Origin of the sequence: Halomonas sp. SpR1 (assembly GCF_031010175.1) — a bacterium.
GTDB lineage: Bacteria > Pseudomonadota > Gammaproteobacteria > Pseudomonadales > Halomonadaceae > Vreelandella.
In genome coordinates this window covers 36,563-54,282 of sequence record NZ_JAUAMB010000001.1, presented here as the reverse complement: position 1 = coordinate 54,282, position 17,720 = coordinate 36,563, and the positions used below count along the sequence as shown (strand labels likewise).

General features: G+C 55.2%; 14 protein-coding genes. 10 read left to right on the top strand and 4 right to left on the bottom strand.

Annotated features, from left to right (window positions below; all coding sequences use genetic code 11):
* Positions 1–81: 81 nt before the first annotated feature.
* The 5 genes from QT231_RS00250 (at position 82) to QT231_RS00230 (ending at position 6,794) form a co-directional block, all read left to right on the top strand.
* Positions 82–456: a response regulator gene (locus tag QT231_RS00250; RefSeq protein WP_308334961.1), complete on the top strand. Its 375-nt coding sequence runs from the start codon at positions 82–84 to the stop codon at positions 454–456.
* Positions 453–2,513: a 3'-5' exonuclease gene (locus QT231_RS00245; protein WP_308334960.1), complete on the top strand. Its 2,061-nt coding sequence runs from the start codon at positions 453–455 to the stop codon at positions 2,511–2,513. The genes QT231_RS00250 and QT231_RS00245 overlap by 4 nt, the downstream gene beginning before the upstream one ends.
* Positions 2,513–2,722 carry a hypothetical protein gene (locus QT231_RS00240; protein WP_308322903.1) on the top strand — a complete coding sequence of 70 codons (210 nt, stop codon included), beginning with the start codon at positions 2,513–2,515 and terminating at the stop codon, positions 2,720–2,722. The genes QT231_RS00245 and QT231_RS00240 overlap by 1 nt, the downstream gene beginning before the upstream one ends.
* A gap of 2 nt (positions 2,723–2,724) precedes the next feature.
* Positions 2,725–5,478 (top strand): sensor histidine kinase, encoded by a 2,754-nt coding sequence (locus QT231_RS00235; RefSeq protein WP_308334959.1) that lies wholly within the window; start codon positions 2,725–2,727, stop codon positions 5,476–5,478.
* Between the two features lie 89 nt (positions 5,479–5,567).
* The gene (locus QT231_RS00230) at positions 5,568–6,794 is read left to right on the top strand and encodes an EAL domain-containing protein (RefSeq protein WP_308334958.1); all 1,227 of its coding nucleotides are present in this window, start codon (positions 5,568–5,570) and stop codon (positions 6,792–6,794) included.
* Between the two features lie 6 nt (positions 6,795–6,800).
* On the opposite strand, the gene QT231_RS00225 is transcribed toward QT231_RS00230, so the two are convergent.
* The 3 genes from QT231_RS00225 to QT231_RS00215 all read right to left on the bottom strand — a co-directional run bounded on the left by QT231_RS00225 (position 6,801) and on the right by QT231_RS00215 (position 9,784).
* Positions 6,801–7,943, bottom strand: coding sequence for a DUF294 nucleotidyltransferase-like domain-containing protein (locus tag QT231_RS00225; protein WP_308334957.1), 1,143 nt, complete (start codon positions 7,941–7,943; stop codon positions 6,801–6,803).
* Positions 7,944–7,979: 36 nt separating this feature from the next.
* Positions 7,980–8,309 carry an HlyU family transcriptional regulator gene (locus tag QT231_RS00220; protein ID WP_308334956.1) on the bottom strand — a complete coding sequence of 110 codons (330 nt, stop codon included), beginning with the start codon at positions 8,307–8,309 and terminating at the stop codon, positions 7,980–7,982.
* 254 nt (positions 8,310–8,563) lie between these two features.
* Entirely contained in the window at positions 8,564–9,784 is a 1,221-nt protein-coding gene (locus tag QT231_RS00215) for an argininosuccinate synthase (RefSeq protein WP_064232994.1), read from the bottom strand.
* A 286-nt stretch (positions 9,785–10,070) separates the two neighbouring features.
* Between QT231_RS00215 and rnt the strand changes: the two genes are divergently transcribed.
* Together rnt and QT231_RS00205 are read left to right on the top strand one after the other, a co-directional pair.
* Entirely contained in the window at positions 10,071–10,739 is a 669-nt protein-coding gene (rnt, locus tag QT231_RS00210) for a ribonuclease T (protein ID WP_035579015.1), read from the top strand.
* Between the two features lie 206 nt (positions 10,740–10,945).
* Positions 10,946–12,205, top strand: a complete 1,260-nt coding sequence (locus QT231_RS00205) for a 6-phosphofructokinase (RefSeq protein ID WP_308334955.1) — start codon at positions 10,946–10,948, stop codon at positions 12,203–12,205.
* 86 nt (positions 12,206–12,291) lie between these two features.
* Here QT231_RS00205 and QT231_RS00200 read toward each other — a convergent pair whose 3' ends face one another.
* Positions 12,292–14,007, bottom strand: coding sequence for a protein kinase (locus QT231_RS00200; RefSeq protein ID WP_308334954.1), 1,716 nt, complete (start codon positions 14,005–14,007; stop codon positions 12,292–12,294).
* A gap of 311 nt (positions 14,008–14,318) precedes the next feature.
* Between QT231_RS00200 and ppa the strand changes: the two genes are divergently transcribed.
* The 3 genes from ppa (at position 14,319) to accB (ending at position 17,699) form a co-directional block, all read left to right on the top strand.
* A complete protein-coding gene (ppa, locus tag QT231_RS00195) occupies positions 14,319–14,849 on the top strand; it encodes an inorganic diphosphatase (protein ID WP_308334953.1) in 531 nt (176 codons plus the stop codon).
* Positions 14,850–15,035: 186 nt separating this feature from the next.
* Entirely contained in the window at positions 15,036–16,889 is a 1,854-nt protein-coding gene (gene dsbD, locus QT231_RS00190; protein ID WP_308334952.1) for a protein-disulfide reductase DsbD, read from the top strand.
* A 333-nt stretch (positions 16,890–17,222) separates the two neighbouring features.
* The gene (gene accB / locus QT231_RS00185; RefSeq protein WP_308334951.1) at positions 17,223–17,699 is read left to right on the top strand and encodes an acetyl-CoA carboxylase biotin carboxyl carrier protein; all 477 of its coding nucleotides are present in this window, start codon (positions 17,223–17,225) and stop codon (positions 17,697–17,699) included.
* Positions 17,700–17,720 lie beyond the last annotated feature (21 nt).

The following is a 17,720-nucleotide window of genomic DNA, read 5'->3' as shown; positions in this document are numbered from 1 at the left end:
CGGCCAAGGTCGTCTTGGCCGACCCGTAAGATCTATCTAGACTCCAGGCAAGGTTAAAACAACTAAAAGCAGGAGAGCTCCATGGCTAAAGTGCTCGTTGTCGATGACGAACCCAACATTGTTTTATCGCTGGAATTCCTGATGGAGCAAGCAGGGTTTGCGGTCGTCACTGCCGAAGATGGTGAACAGGCTCTGGCAAGAGTGAATGATAGCCAGCCCGATCTGCTGCTACTCGATATTAGCCTACCGGGGATTAGCGGCTTTGACGTGTTAGAGCGGCTGCGTGGCGAGGCGGCTACCGCCCAACTGCCGATTATCATGCTGACCGCTCACGGGCGTGATGTTGAGCGGGAGAAAGGCATGGCGTTGGGCGCCGATGATTACATCACCAAACCCTTCTCAACCCAGTCGCTGGTGGAAAAAGTCAAAGCGCTACTGATCGAGGAGCAGCCATGACCCGGGTCGGGCTACCCAAACGTCAGCGCCTGATTGGTCTATGGCTACTGCTTAGCGGTATTAGTTTGCTGGGCGGGGCCATTTTTGCCGCCTGGCTGGATGCCCAGCTTGCCCCCACTGGTGTAACGCGCATAGCACTGTGGCTAGGCAGCTTCTCCGGTGGCGCAACGATTTTTTTAGTCGGTTTACTGCTTGAGCGCATGCTATTTACACCGCTGCGCCATTTGCAGGTGCAGTTGGCGCGCTTAGTCGCCAACCCCGATGCCCGGGACGAACACCCTCCCGAAGGCTGGCTCAAAGGGTTGGGGCCCGACCTGCGCCGGGTGCGCGAAAGCTGGCGAGCAGACCGCAGCCGCTTAGCCACCGCTCACGCTGACGGCGCGCGAAGTGCGGCTCGTATTCGCCAGGAGTTGGAAACGCTGCTGCAGGTTCTCGAAACGCCGCTGCTACTGTGCGATCACCACCGCCGACTTATGCTGTTCAACCAGGCAGCAGAGGACTTTTTTGCGGGTAATACCGGGCTAGGGCTGGGCAAACGCTTGGAAGCGCTGCTACCGGTGGCGAGCCTACAACAAATGCTCGGCCAACTACCTAACGACGGCTCACCGCGCGAATTACTCGCCCCCTGTGACGACCGCTGGCTCAAGGTGATTTTACGCCGCGTGCCGGGTAGCGATGGCGAAACACTGCTGACCTTTAGCGACGCCACTGCCTCCTGGTCGAGCGAAATGGGCGTTAGAGCGGAACTGGCCGATATGCTCACACCGCTGCGTCAACATACCGCCAGCCTGACCAGCGCCGCCGATGCCCTGATTCAACTGCGTAACCAAAACGATGCCAGCACGTCGTCTTTACGTCAGCGTTTTGAGCGGGTTATTCAAGAAGAGGGCGCTACGCTCGGCGACAACGTAGCGAAAATCGGCCAACTGCTCGACGATATGCAGCACCAGGGCGAGCGCTTAACGCCGATGTGGTCAAACGACTTCTGGCAGGCGCTTGATGAGCGCCTTGATCCGGCGCACCGCTTAATTACTCCGGTGGGCATGCCTGCCTGGTTTAAAGGCGACGCCCCCGCTTTGATCGCACTGTTTGACTCTTTGGTGAAACACCTCAATGCCCACCTTCCTGACAGTGGCTTTGAAGGTGAGATATGCCTGGGTAACAAACGCGTCTATCTCGACCTTATTTGGCGAGGTAAGGCGATCCCCGAGCATGAACTGGCGGTGTGGCGCCAGCAGCCGCTCAACTCACTGCCGTTGACGCCCAGCGTCGCCGATGTGCTGCGCCAACACGCCAGCGACATCTGGAGCCTGGCCGACGATAATGGCATTTATTCACGCCTGCGGCTCCCCCTGCCCGCCATGGAGCGCGTCGGCGCCCCACGGGAAACCGCCCCGCCACGCCCTGAATTCCATGACTTTGGCATCGCCGACCTGCCCCCGCCGGATGAAGCGCTGGCAAGCCGAACGCTGCGCAGCCTGGAAATCGTCGCCTTTGATACGGAGACCACCGGGCTTGAGCTGCGCCGGGGCGATACGGTAATCAGTCTTGGCGCCTGTCGCGTGGTCAACGCGCGTTTATTGGCCAGCGAAGCCTTCGATCAAAAAGTCGACCCCCAGCGGCCTATTCCTCCCGCTAGCACCGCGATTCACGGCTTGACCGATGCCGATGTGGTCGGTGCGCCGCCGCTGGATATTGTGCTGACCCGCTTTCGTGACTATGTCGGCGAAGCGGTACTGCTGGCCCATAACGCCGCCTTTGATCTGCTCGCCATTAGCCACAAAGGGGTCGCCTTTGATATTCCTGTGATCGATACCCTGCTGATTTCCCGGGCACTGGACGAAGCTCTCGATGGGCATGATCTGGATAGCCTTGCCCAGCGCTACGATCTGGCTTTTCCACCGGGCACCCGCCACACTGCATTAGGCGATGCCCGCGTGACCGCCGAGCTATGGCTAGCCCTGTTGCCACGCTTGGAAGCCCGCGGTGTCGATACACTTGAGCAGTTGTTAGCGCTGCAAGCCAACGCCTTCGACCGACAGGATGCCAGTGCCTGATGAAACCGTTCGCAATGAAATCACGCCAAACAGAGCGTCTAGTGGCCCTGGTGGCGATTGCCTTGCTGCTGTTCTGCCCGCCGTTGATTATCGTGGTGGATCGACTACCCACCGTTAGCGTGGGCTGGCTACCGCTCTACCTATTTATCGCCTGGACAGTGGTAATCGGCTTGACCGCCTGGCTTATGGAACAGCGTGCGGGCCGCTAACCATGCGTAGCGAGGCGATTATCCTCGGCACCGCCTTTGGCTATCTGGCGCTGCTGTTTGTGGTTGCCGCCTGGGGCGATCGGCGGGCGGAGCAGGGTCGCTCGATCATTGGCTCGCCAACGGTATATGCCCTCTCTATCGCCGTTTACTGCACGGCCTGGACGTTCTACGGCAGCGTTGGCCGCGCCGCCGAATATGGCCCCAGCTTTTTACTCATCTACCTGGGGCCGACGCTGGCGATGCTGCTGGCTCCCTTTGTCATCCGCAAGATGGTGCGCATCGCCGCGCGACAGCGGATCACCTCGATTGCCGACTTTATCAGCGCCCGCTATGGCAAAAGCACCAGTTTAGGCGCCCTTGTTGCGCTGATGGCGCTGATTAGTATCACCCCCTATATCGCCCTGCAGCTAAAAGCGATTACCGTCAGCCACGCGGTGCTGATCAATTATCCCCGTGCAGCCGATACCACCTTGATGGATGAACATTTCTGGATGGACAAGTCCCTCTGGGTCGCCCTGGTATTAGCCGTGTTTATTATCCTGTTTGGCACGCGCCACCTGGATGCCAGCGAGCGTCATGAAGGAATGGTGGCGGCCATTGCGGTGGAATCTATCGTCAAACTGGTGGCCTTTACGGCCGTTGGCGTATTCGTGGTGTTCGTGATGTTTGCAGGCCCCACCGCGTTATTTGCCCAGGTAGCGGCCACGCCGGCCCTTATCGATAGCATGCGCTTGGACAGCGTTCCCGGTGGCGTCACTGGCTGGGTAGGTATGCTGGTGCTGGCCTTTCTGGCCTTTTTAACTCTGCCTCGGCAATTTCAGGTATTGGTGGTCGAAAATGTCGATGAGGCGCACTTAGCTCGCGCAAGCTGGCTATTTCCCCTCTATATGCTGCTGATTAATCTGTTCGTTATTCCCATTGCCTTGGCGGGTCTGCTGCTTGGCGTCAGCGCGGGTGACCCGGATAGCTTCGTGCTGACCCTGCCCCTTTCAGCCGGTTTAGAAGGCCTGCCGCTACTGGTGTTTATTGGTGGCCTATCGGCAGCGACAGGTATGGTGATTGTCGAGACCATTGCGCTCTCCACCATGGTCAGCAACCAGCTGGTGATGCCCCTGTTGCTGCGCTCACGGCGGCTGCACCTAAGTACCAAAGGCGAGCTTGCCGGTTGGCTATTGGGTATTCGCCGCGTCGCTATCGTGCTGATTCTGCTGCTTGGCTATCTCTACCATGCGCTGATTGGCGACTCCTATAGTTTAGTGACGATTGGGCTGGTCTCGTTTGCCGGGGCAGCGCAGTTTGCCCCGGCACTTTTAATTGGCCTATATTGGCGCGGCGCTACTCGCCAAGGCGCCACCGTTGGCTTAATCGCCGGGTTCTTAATCTGGTGCTACACGCTGCTGCTACCTGGGTTTGCCCAGTCTGGCTGGTTGAATGCTTCTCTGCTCACTGAAGGCCCCTGGGGAATTGCCTGGCTGATGCCCTACGGCTTATTCGGGCTCGAAAATTGGGATATTTACACCCATTCGCTGCTCTGGAGCATGTTGGCCAATGTGGGGTTATTGGTAGGTGTCTCGCTGTTTACCCGCCCCACGCCTCTTGAGCAAACCCAGGCAGCGCTGTTCACTGAAGCGATGCACCCTAACCTACAAACCAGCTCGCTATCGACGTCACTTTGGCGCGGGCAAACTACCCAAGGGGCACTCAAAGAGCTGCTCGTTCGCTATTTGGGTGCCCAGACGACCCGCCGCGTGTTTAACCATAGCGGTAGCAAAAGCGCTTACGCGGCAGATGAGCCCGCCACCGCCGAGTTGATTACCCGCGCCGAACAGGCGCTGGCGGGAGCACTGGGCAGCTCCTCAGCGCGAGTGCTGATCAACTCGGTAGTGCGCGGTGAAGCATTGGATATTGAGTCGATTCTAAGCATTCTGGATACGACCTCACAAACCCTGGAGTACAACCGCCGTTTGGAGCAGAAGTCCCAGGAACTGGTGAAAATCGGCGAAGAGCTGCGTAGCGCCAACGAGCGGCTACGTGAGCTGGATCGCTTGAAAGATGAGTTTGTCGCCATGGTCAGCCACGAGCTGCGCACGCCGCTCACCTCCATCCGTGCCTTTGCGGAAATCTTGCGCGATAGCGGACAGCTACCTGACGAGAAGCGCCAGCATTTTCTGGGTGTCATTGTTCACGAAAGCCAGCGGCTGTCGCGTTTAATTGAGGAGATCCTCGATCTTGCCCGCCTGGAGAGTGGTCGTTTAACACTTAATCCGGTGCCCCTCGACCTTGCCGCCCTGACCCGGCACAGCATCGATGCCATTGCCCATCTGCATGAAGAGCGCGGCATTGTGCTGGAGGTCAGCTTAGAAGTAGATCCAGCGATGGTGGTGGGCGACCATGACCGTTTAGAGCAGGTGATTATTAACCTGCTGGATAATGCAGGTAAGTTTGCCGACCGGGAACAGCCAAAAGTACGCCTTACGCTTTACCGCCATCGCCGTCATTTCCGGCTAAGCGTCGAGGATAATGGTGCGGGTATTAGCGAAGATGAACGTGAACGAGTCTTTGAAAAATTCCATCAAATTCAGCAGGATGACGATATCCCCCGTGGCCGACCAAGAGGCAGCGGCTTAGGTCTGCCGATTAGTCGGGGCATTATCGCCCACTTGGGTGGGCGGCTCTGGGTTGAAGATGCCAAAACCTTTGGTGGCGCCTGCTTAACGCTGGAACTCCCCGCCGCGCCGGATGAAGTAAAGCGTTGATCACATATTGGTTACAACGGCTAGCTTTGCTCACTTAAACTAAGTTATTCTTTATTTCAGAATTCTACTTTCGCCTAAAGCAGCATGCCGTGGATGAGCCGATGAAAAATGAGTGTCCCCCTCCTCAACAAGCCAGCACCAACGAGTATACTATTGCGATACAGCCAATCGTTGATGCTCAGCTACGCCATGTCGCCGACGAACTTCTTTATCGTGCTAATGCAACAAACCAGACCGCCGACGTTATTGATAATGTCCAAGCCACCGCTAGAGCATGTGCAATTGCTGTTTATGAAATTGGCCTGGATAAACTTTGCGGTTCACGCCAGCTGTTTATTAATGCTTCCGCGGAATGGCTCACCAATCCAGACCTGACTGGGCTGCCTAGCCAGCAAATAGTGATTGAGGTTCTCGAGGATACCCCACCCACGAAAGAAGTGATTGATGCCTTGCACTACATTAAAAGCCAAGGCTTTAAATTAGCATTAGATGATTTTGTTTTAGATGAACATAACCATGCTTTTCTGCCCTTCTGTGACATCGTCAAGTTTGATATTTCCAATAGCATACCTAAAGAACTTATAAAAAAACTGCATAAAGAAGGGGTTACGCTCCTGGCAGAACGAGTGGAAACGCAGGAAGAGTTTAACCAGTGTAGAGCGCTTGGTTTTACTCTTTTCCAGGGCTATTTTTATGAACGCCCCAAAACCCAACCAACGCAAACGGCTCGTCTCTCAGCGTCACGCGCCAACCAAATGCAGTTACTCTCTGCACTGTATAGTGACAACGTACGCCTCTCTGAAATCAGTACGTTAGTAGCTAGGGATCCTTACTTACTGAGCGCAATATTCAAGCGTGCCAATTCCGCGGAGAAGGGGTCACGTCGTCCCACGACTAAGCTGATTGATTGTTTACATATTATAGGGCTGAGAGAGCTACGTACTCTGGTCACCATTGTGATGCTCTCCAACAACAGCCCTGTTAGCAAACTAAACCTTATCAAAGGCTTAACTCGTGCTTTTGCCTGTGAAATGATGGCTGACCAACGCCGACTAGATGAGCAAGAAAGCTTTATTGCCGGTTTATTCTCGCTAATGCCTACCATTCTCGGTATTAGTGCAGAGCTCATGAATAAGGAAATTAGACTTGGTCGACTCATAGAAGATGCTATCAATCAACGCACAGGCTCATTAGGTAAGTTACTCAATGATGTAGAGGCAGCTGAGAGCCAATTTTCTCCCGTTGATTTTCCGCCCGACGTCATGCTCCAAGCGGCCTCTAAAGCACGCTCACTTGTGTATACCGATGTAGGCTGATTTATTTTACCCCCCGCTTTGAGCACTAGAACTCAAGCGTTTAATCTGCTGCAGGTCAAACTTCAGCAGTAGACGCTCATCTTCGCGTAGGCGCCGCAGGTCAACCCAACCATCTGCGACTTGTCCACGGGATTTGTTATACCGCTGTTGATCCAATAGACGCTGCTGCAGACGCTCAAAAGCGGCGACAAGCAACGCCGACTCAGTCGACGTCAGCGCATCCGCCTTATGACTGAGCGCGATCAATCGCTCGCGAGTGGCTATATCACGCAGCCCATGGCGCAGGCAGAGCAAGCGCGCTGCGCTGATCAAGGGTAGCAAGCCTTGATGCTTAAGGTTAATGGCGTGCTCGTGGGGAGCATCCAGGCCTGGGCTTGAGGCGAGGCGCCCAAAGCGATCCAGCGCCACCGGTAGCTCATCCAGTAGTGCCATCATTTCATCCATAAACAGTGACGCTTTGGGCAGTATCAAAGCGATGCTCTCCCCCAGCTGCGCAGCAAGCGCTGGATTGCCCGCTACCGGGGCAAAATCGAGCAGGATATTGGTCTGCTGGACGCGTTTTACCTGTCGATCAGTGCTCCATATCTCAAGCTGTGCTTGCCATTCGCTAAGCCGTTTGCGCCACATCGGCCAGCGCGCCATGACATGACCATGGCAGAGTGGAATCCCTGCATCATCCAGGCGCTGGGTAAACCGTTCGCCCAGGGCCTGAAAGTAGCCGTCGATCTCCACATGCCGGTAGTCAGGGTAATCGTCAATAATCAGCGCATTATCCTGGTCGGGGCCTAGCAGACTCTCGAAGCGCGCCGCGGAACCCAGCAGCAGTACGCAGTAGTCGACTGGCGGTGCACCCCACCCTTGCGCCTGCATTTCGTCCTGGGATAGTACGATAGCCTGCCGATAGAGATGGGCATTGTGGTCACTGATAATCTGGCTTATCCGCCAGGCGGGCAGGTCATAATGCACCAGTGTTTCCACTAGCGGCAGTTGCCACGCGTAGGCTTCCGCTAAAGAGGTGTGCGGCGAGGAGTGATTTGCGAAGAGTTTAGCGAAGAGATGATCTAACGGCGCGTTGAGCGCCGAGGTATTAAGCGTTCCATTCTCATGGAATAGAGAGCGCCAGGGTGAGGCTTGGTGTACTACACGCATACGCCTCTCCTTTGACTAAATGTTTTGACGGTATTACTACTCGCTATCGCCTGCCCGGCGTGGGTCAGGCTTAAACATCGCATCACCCACTTCATCGATATAGCGCTGAGCTTTGGTGACCATCATGGTATCGCAGGCATCTCGCCCTGGTAGCATATCGGAACGCTCAAAACGGTGTTCAAGGGTTTCACCGCTGGCGCCAGCCTTACGAATCCAACCGCTGACGCGGTACTGGCCGCTCTGATTGTCTGGCTGAGAAACAATCTCGTAGCCTTTGTATTCCACCGGCTCAGCAGCTTTGGTGGTAGCGCCTGACTCAGCCTGACGACCACTACCAAAGAGACCGGAAAGTATTTTTTTTAGCATGATGACTCCTTTTGATACACAGCGGCTCCTTCTCTTGTAGGGCGGCAGTAACAGCCTGCCGCCCTAGGAGCCTGTCCGACTTAACACTGACCTACTGCGAATCCCGGTATTCTGGCCAACTTTATTCGGTCGATTTCGTTAAATAGCGCGCTATTCGCCTCAATCGATCGATAAATTTGGCTCAAAATCCGTGCTTCTCGCGACGATCGGCCAAGCCGGACAGGCTCCTAGCAAGGTTTGCGGTGCTCTTTTATTTAGCTCTGTTTACGCCCTTTACCTGCGGCAATGCGCAACCGCAGCGCGTTCAGCTTGATAAAGCCTTCGGCATCTTTCTGGTCGTAAGCGCCCGCATCATCTTCGAAGGTAGCGATTGATTCATCAAACAGCGAATCATCAGACTTACGCCCCACCACGATAGCGTTGCCCTTATAGAGCTTCATACGCACGACACCCGATACATTCTTTTGGGTCTCGTCAATCGCCGCCTGCAGCATGCGGCGCTCTGGGCTCCACCAATAACCGTTGTAGATCACTTCCGCGTATTTGGGCATCAGTTGATCTTTCAGGTGGGCTTCTTCGCGATCCAGGGTTAGCGACTCAATGGCACGGTGGGCACGCAACATAATGGTGCCCCCTGGCGTTTCGTAACAACCACGGGATTTCATACCTACATAGCGGTTTTCAACAATATCCAAACGGCCGATACCGTTGTCACCGCCCAATTTATTGAGTTTTTCGAGCACTTCATGAGCTTTCAACGGCTCACCGTCGATGGCCACGATATCGCCCTTTTCATACGTCAGCTCAACGTAAGTGGGGGTATCGGGTGCGGCTTCAGGAGAGACGCTCCAGCGCCACATATCGTCTTCGGCTTCGGCCCAGGGATCTTCCAAAATGCCGCCCTCGTAGGAGATGTGCAGCAGGTTGGCGTCCATGGAGTAAGGCGATTTTTTCTTTTTATTGGCAAAGTCGACCGGGATCTTATGCTCTTCGCAGTAAGCCATTAGCTTTTCGCGAGAAGTTAAGTCCCACTCGCGCCAAGGAGCGATCACTTTTACGCCGGGCTTCAGGGCATAGCCACCAAGTTCAAAGCGTACCTGGTCGTTGCCTTTACCCGTGGCACCGTGTGAAATAGCGTCGGCGCCGGTTTCATTGGCAATTTCGATCAAGCGCTTGGCAATTAGCGGGCGAGCGATAGAGGTGCCCAGCAGGTATTCGCCTTCATAGATAGTGTTGGCGCGGAACATCGGGTAGACGTAGTCACGCACGAACTCTTCGCGCAGGTCTTCGATATAAATCTCTTTTACGCCAAGCGCTTGCGCTTTGGTTCGCGCCGGTTCGACTTCTTCGCCCTGACCGATGTCGGCAGTAAAAGTCACTACCTCGCAGTTGTAGGTCTCTTGCAACCACTTAACGATTACGGATGTGTCCAGGCCGCCTGAATAAGCCAGCACAACCTTTTTGACATCGGACATTCTTTGCTCCTCGTTGACCATATGAAATTCATGAGTAAAAACCACATCTGCCATTAGCGCTCGGCTAATGCGATCGCTCTCAGGGCTAGACCTTTGAGATAGCCCTTTGAAACAGACCTTGAGTATAGCGTTCTCAATGCCCAGCGAATACCGTCAACGACGCCTGGGGGCTAAAGCTGCTAGAATCACACCATTCACAGCGGTGGCTTACCGCTGATGTTGATTGATGACTCGCTTTACTATTACTCGCTTCAACTATTACTCGCTTGAAGATAAGGAGAGCTGCATGAGCGAGGCAATTGCCCGCGAATTAATGGCCCAACGTTTTCGCAGTTACCTGCCCGTGGTCGTTGATTTAGAAACCGGGGGATTTAATGCCCAAGGTGACGCCGTACTTGAGATAGCCGCCGTCACGCTAACCATGGATCCGGAGGGCAACCTGCTTCCTGATGCCACCTATGCTTACCACATTCAGCCCTTTGAAGGGGCGAACGTGGAGCAGTCCGCGCTCGATTTTACCGGCATTAATCTGGACGATCCCCTACGCCGCCAGGTGGCGCTGAGCGAGTCTGAAGCGCTGGGGGAGATATTCCGCCCGATCAGAAAATCGATCAAGGCCCACGACTGCACCCGGGCTATTTTAGTTGGCCATAATGCGGCGTTCGATCAGGGCTTCTTGAACGCAGCGGTCAATCGCTGCGGTATCAAGCGCAATCCTTTTCACCCGTTCTCAAGCTTTGATACCGCCACCCTTGCAGGCCTGGTCTATGGGCAAACGGTACTTGCCAGGGCATGCCGTGCTGCAGGCATTGAGTTTGATAACAAGGCCGCCCACTCCGCTCGCTATGACACCGAGCGCACCGCCGAGCTGTTCTGCGCCATGGTCAACCGCTATAAAGACTTGGGTGGCTGGCAGCTTGCCCAGCGTGAACAGGAGATGGACGGCGGGGATTAGCAGCCCGCCGCAGCTAATGCAGTCAACAGGTCTTTACGCTAAACTTTGCGACACCGCAGCAACGCCATTTTGTAACCCACTGCCACCTGCACCCCGCGCTACGTAGCAGTGATAAATAGCGCAGTGATAAATAGCGCAGTGATAAATAGCGCAGTGATAAATTGTTGCCGATTCACCCAACCGTTTTCAGGAGATGAGACGTTTCCATGGCCCAGCATAATGCCTTTTACGCCCAATCCGGTGGCGTCACCGCCGTGATCAACGCCAGCGCCTGTGGCGTTATCGAAGCCTGCCGTCAAGCACCCGACCAGATTGGCAAGGTTTACGCCGGTCATAACGGCATTATTGGTGCCTTAACGGAAGACCTGATCGACGTTACCCAGGAGAGCGATGAAGCGATTGCGGCTCTGCGCCATACGCCGGGCGGCGCTTTTGGCTCCTGCCGCTACAAGCTGAAAGATATTGATACCCACCGCGCCCAGTACGAGCGCTTGATTGAGGTATTCAAGGCCCACGATATTCGTTACTTCTTTTATAACGGTGGTGGTGACAGCGCCGACACCTGCTTAAAGGTCTCGCAACTTTCCGAGAAGCTGGGCTATCCACTGACCGCTATCCACGTGCCCAAAACCGTCGATAACGACCTGCCGATTACCGACAACAGCCCAGGATTTGGCAGTGTGGCCAAGTACATTGCCACCTCGACTCTGGAGGCTTCGTTGGATATCGCCTCCATGTGCGCCACTTCCACCAAAGTATTTGTGCTCGAAGTAATGGGCCGCCACGCGGGCTGGATCGCCGCCGCCGGTGGTTTAGCTGGCGAAGCCGAAGGCGAGCCGCCGCATATGATTATCTTCCCGGAGATCCCCTTCAACCGTAAAGCGGCCATGGCGCGGGTTGAAGAGAGCGTCAAGCAGTATGGCTACTGCGTTATCGTGGTCTCTGAAGGCGCGCGCTACGAAGATGGTACCTTCCTGGCCGATGCGGGTAATACCGATGCATTCGGCCACCGTCAGCTTGGCGGTGTAGCTCCGACGCTTGCCGGTATGATCAAGCAGGATTTAGGCTACAAGTATCACTGGGCGGTGGCTGATTACCTTCAGCGGGCGGCACGCCATCTGGCCTCTAAAACCGACGTTGAACAAGCCTATGCGGTGGGTCGTGAAGCAGTCACCTTGGCGCTGGCAGGTAAAAACGCCATGATGCCGGCCATTCGCCGTATTTCTCAGTCGCCCTACCAGTGGGATGTCATCTCTGCCCCGCTCGCCCAGGTGGCCAATCAAGAGAAATTCATGCCCCGGGACTTTATCAGCGAAAACGGCTTTGCCATTACCCAAACCTGCCGGGACTATCTCTCACCGCTGATTCAGGGCGAGGACTTCCCGCCGTTTGAGAACGGCCTGCCCAAAGTGGCTAAGCTGAAACTGGCCAAAGCAGAACGCAAACTGCCTGTTTTTACGTTGTAAGTCTGCTAACGCAAAACGACTGAGTTAGCGGCAATAAAAAGCGGGGCGATGAAGTGATTCATCTCCCCGCTTTTGTATGCTCTTTGCTACCTCAATAGCCAGGAAAGCACGAGCAGCAACAGCAGTATGCCTGCCACCCCCTGCCAAAACCGCCGCGGCTCCTGGCGGCTCTCTTCGCGATTGGGTAGTCGCCCAAGCGGCACCCTCAACGCATGCAAAAACTCGGACATGCGCCTAAACCGCAGCGCCCTTTGAGGATCCAGGGCGCGGCGTAGCGCATCGTCTAGCTCTGGAGAGATTTCCGGGTTAGTGGTGCGCGCGCTGCGATAGGTCAACTCTTCCAGGTCAGTATGACTGCGCAACCGATTGGGTGTCAGCGTATACGGCAAAGCCCCCGTCAAAAGCCAGTAAGTGGTAGAGGCTAGCGAGTATTGATCGCTGCGCCGACCAATGCTGTCGCCCAAGGCATATTCGGGGGCGGTGTGCTCGTTAAAGCCAATTTGGCGGAGCAATTCGCCGGAGTGACGGTGGCCTTCGCCATCACGCATATGGCAGGCGCTAAAATCGGTGAGCACTAGCTTGCCGTGGGGGTCGATCAGGATATTATCGGGAGTGATCTGCTGATGAATAATTTCCCGATGATGCAGCGCTTGCACCGCTTTACCCAACTGATTGGCAATATCCAGACGCTGGGTCAGGCTGGCTTGAGGATGGCGTTCCGCCCATTGCCGTAGCGTCTCGCCTTCAATATGTTGCATCAAATAGTAGAGGTAGCGACGCGGCCGGGATGGCTCCATCACCTTCACCACAAAGGGCGAATTAACGCGCTCCACCACCCACTGCTGGAGCAGAAAGTGTTCAAGGTAAGCATTGCGCAACGAAAGCTCGGGGCTGGGCGCTTTCATGACCATTTCCCGCTCGCTATGCACGTCACGAACACGATACACCCGCGACTGGGCCGTCCGTGATAGCACAGCAAGCACCTCCAACCCATCTAGACGCTCACCTGGAGCCAGCTCGGGCGGAATCGGCAGGTCGCCATAAAGCTGCCCCGGATGCTCAGTCACCTCGTCGGGTAGTTCGTCGATACGTACCAATTGGAAGCAGAACTGATCTCCACCGTAGCCGCGCTCCTGAGCGCGCTGTTTGGCCTCATTAGCTAAGCGCTCACAGGCGGCATCCAGATCACTGGCATCCTGGCGAATCAAACGCACATAGTCGGAAGGCAGCAGCGTGCCGCGCACGCCCTGGGTGGTGAACAGGAACAAGTCGCCCTGTTTAAGCGCTATATGGGTGTAATCAATATCGACGCTGCCGTCCATGCCCAGCGCACGCGAAGGGTAGCGATAGCCGCCTAGATCGGTCACATGGTCGCGACTTAACTGCTCAAACTCCGCACCGCGCAAACGAAACACCAGCGTATCCCCCATATGAAACAGGTGGGCTTCGCGACCACGAAAGACCATCGCCGACATGGAAGAGACAAAACTGCCCTCTTTGACGTGCTGGCTTTGGCTGTAACACCAGCTGTTGAGCGCACGCAGTACGCGGGTGGCTGAGGTTTTAACATCCCAGTGGTCGGGGGTAGAAAAGTAGTCAGCCAGAAAGCCGCGTACGCTTATATCCCCCGCCTGTTTGGCCATGGTATTGCGTGAAATGGAGTCGCTAATCACCGCGCAGCCGCCTTTGGCACGCAGCAGGGGCGCTTCAGGAAAGCGAACAGACATTGAACTGCGGTGCAGGCGCCGATCGGGCGCGACAAACGCTTGACCATAACTGATGAGCAACTGGGCGTGCGACAAGTCATCCTCCTAGGCTGCCGACTCGATCGAGGGACATCACTGTCAACCAACATTTTCAACCAACACTGTCAATAAACGCTGCCTATGATACACGCAGCAGAACAGAAACGATGCCCACCAAACGTCTCTATCGTATTCGTCTGTTTTGAGGACACATGCGTTATCGCTTGCGGCCAACCTATGTCGCATTGGTAATCGGGCAGCCATGTTCGTATAATTCTTCGCCATAAACGACTTGCAACGATTGCCTAACCACTGCACGACTTTAGCCACTGCACGACTTTAGTCACTGAACTACCAAGGAATCAACGATGAACTTCGACAATATCCCCGCTGGAAAGGATCTCCCCAACGACGTTTACGTGGTGATCGAAATTCCAGCTAACCACGACCCCATTAAGTATGAAATTGATAAGGACATGGGCGCACTCCTCGTTGACCGCTTTATGGCCACTCCCATGTTCTACCCCGCTAACTACGGTTTTATCCCACACACCCTGGCCGACGATGGTGATGCCCTGGACGCCTTGGTGGTTACCCCGCACCCGGTTCAGCCTGGCAGCATTATTCGCGCGCGGCCGGTAGGCATTCTGAACATGACCGACGAAGCCGGTGAAGATGCCAAGTTGATCTGCGTGCCCCACGCCAAGCTCAGCTCACTCTACGACGATGTCCATGAAGTGACCGATCTGCCTGAGCTACTGCGCCAGCAAATTGCCCACTTCTTCGAGAACTACAAAGATCTCGAAAAAGGCAAATGGGTAAAAGTAGAGTCTTGGGAAGGCGCAGACGCTGCCCGCAAGGCAATTGAGAAGTCAGTGGCCGCCTATCAGAAGGCGTAACATGGTATTGCGGCGTTTATTGCGCCGTTAGTCGTTATAAGGCCGCCTTCGGGCGGCCTTATTGCGTTAGGAGAATTAACGTAATACTAATGTCCGCGTCATGTCACCGCAGCGTATACGCCAGAGGTTTAAGGTTGCGGTATGCTATTCGCCTTTCACTGCGATGCCATTGATTAAGGACGCACCGTGTTAGCTATTAAACGCCTAAGCCTGTTCACGTTATTGAGTTTTTTTCTTGGCCTACTGCCACTAAATGTCAACGCACAGTGGTTTTCATCGTCTAGCAACCAAGACGAATTTTTACCTGTTATGGAAGCCTTTCAGCCAGCCGCTTGGCATGATGGTAACACGCTCTATATCGGCATCGATATCGCCGACGAATACTACCTCTATCGCCACCAGCTTGCGCTAACCAGCCAAACAGCGGATGCCAGCCTTGGCGACCCCATCATTCCTGGAGGCATCTTTACCAACGATGAGTTCATGGGCGATGTGTATGTGTTCCGTGACCAGTTAGTGTTTGAAGTTCCACTGGAGGCGCCCTACTCAGGCCCTTTAAATATTGAGCTAACCTTCCAAGGCTGTGCAGATGCGGGGTTATGCTACCCACCGGAGCGCACCCAGCTTCAGGCCAGCGAAACGGAGCCGCCCAATCAATTTGCAAACTGGCAGGCAGGAGATAACACCGCAAGTGAAACTGCCCCCCCACAGGGTGACTTTTCTGGGCCTCAAAGCGAAGACAGCCGCTTTAGTGCTTTGATCAGCGATGCTAGTTTGCCGCTAGCGCTGGGGCTGTTTTTTATTGCCGGCCTGGGGCTTACCTTTACCCCCTGCGTGCTGCCGATGATTCCGATTCTGTCATCGATCGTAGTCGGCCAAAATCCTACCCGCCCCCGCGCCTTTGCGCTCTCGTTAAGCTATGTACTCGGCATGGCGCTGACCTACGCGCTGGTTGGGGTGTTAATGGGATTGTTTGGTGCCGGGCTTAATCTTCAGGCGCGTCTACAGTCAGCTCCGGTATTAATCACCTTTGCCGTGCTGTTCACGCTCTTTGCACTGGCCATGTTCGGGGCCTTTAACCTTAACCTGTCGCCCCGTTTAGCAAACCGTATCGGCGCTTGGCAGACCCGTGCGCAACGTAGTGGTCCGGCGGGGCTAGCCTTAGCAGGCGCCCTATCGGTGCTGGTGGTGTCGCCCTGTGTAACAGCCCCCTTAGCGGGTGCGCTGGTGTTTATCTCGTCGACCGGGGATGCGGCGATGGGCGGCGCGGTGCTGTTTGCGTTGGGAATGGGTATGGGCGTACCGCTGCTTCTGGTCGGCACCTTTGGCACCACGCTACTGCCCCGCTCAGGCGCCTGGATGAATGGAGTGAAGATCGCCTTTGGCCTATTGCTGCTGGGCGTCGCGATTTGGATGATCGAGCGCTTAGTGGCCGCGCCCGTTGCACTGTTGCTATGGGCAGCGTTGGCGATAGGCACGGCGCTGGCGCTTGGGGCACTCAACTTCAACCAACCACAGGGGTGGCCGCGGGCACGTCAAACGCTGGGGCTAATGCTGTTAGCTTGGGGGGTAGTGCTGGTGATTGGTGCCGCTCAAGGGGGTAGTAACCCCTTGCGTCCTCTCGCGGCAACGTCCAGCATTTCCGGCGAGTCTAGCGCAAAAACTCTCGACTTTACTGAAGTAAGCAGTTTAACCGAGCTTGATGCGGCTATTGCTCAAGCCGAAGCTGCCAACCAGCCGGTATTAGTTCACTTTACCGCCGACTGGTGCATTTCCTGCAAGCTGCTGGAGCGGGATGTTTATCCCGATCCGCGGGTATCTACAGCGCTGAGCGACTACACCTTGATCGCCGCCGATGTCACCCACACTGACGCCCAGAGTCGTGAGTTGCTTGATCAATTCAAACTCTTCGGCCCTCCCAGCCTACTCTTTTTTAGCCAGGGAGAAGAAATTCGCGCTGCGCGCATTCAAGGCGAAGTGACTGCCGACCAACTGTACGAGCACCTTGAAACTGTCAGCCAATGGCTGGTGAACCGCTGATTTCAATACCTGTCATAACAGCTCGCTCAAGCGCTAAAACGGCTTTTTGCAGCGAATATCGTCAAACAGTTGTTTAATTCTGCTCTAGATGCTGGTTTTGATATTGGCTTAGGGTGTTGCTGGACATCCTGGCACTTTTTCGGCAAACTCCGCTCCCATATTAGCTAAAAACTTGCTTTTTTAACGCTGAGAACGGGGTAACGTTCGCTAACATGCCGCGTTCTCCTCATTTTTAAATCTGGTTTACTGCGCAACGTACGCGCCATAAAGAGCTCCCTACACATAGGCTTGAGCGCTTTATGACTACTTTTATGACATTGATGGGGCCATGCCATGGATATCCGCAAAGTTAAGAAACTGATTGAGCTGCTCGAAGAGTCCAACATTAGCGAGATTGAAATTCAGGAGGGCGAAGAGTCAGTACGCATCAGCCGCCATCCCAACGGTGCTTCGTGGCAGCCACAGCCGATGCCCCAATATGCGCAGCATCCTGGCTATGCACCAGCCGCTCCCGCTGCGGGCGCTCCGGCATCAGCGCCTGCTTCTGAAGCCGAGCCTCAGAGCGCAAGCTACCAGGGTGAAGCCGTTAACTCTCCTATGGTAGGAACCTTCTACCGCAGCCCAGCGCCGGGCGCCAAATCCTTTGTTGAAGTCGGCGATAGCGTTAAGCAGGGCGACACCATATGCATCATTGAAGCCATGAAAATGATGAACCAGATTGAAGCTGACCGTGACGGTGTAGTGGAAGCCATCCTGGTGGAAGATGGCGAGCCAGTGGAATTCGATCAACCGATGATCGTTATCGCTTAATCTTTCATTTTCAACACGGGT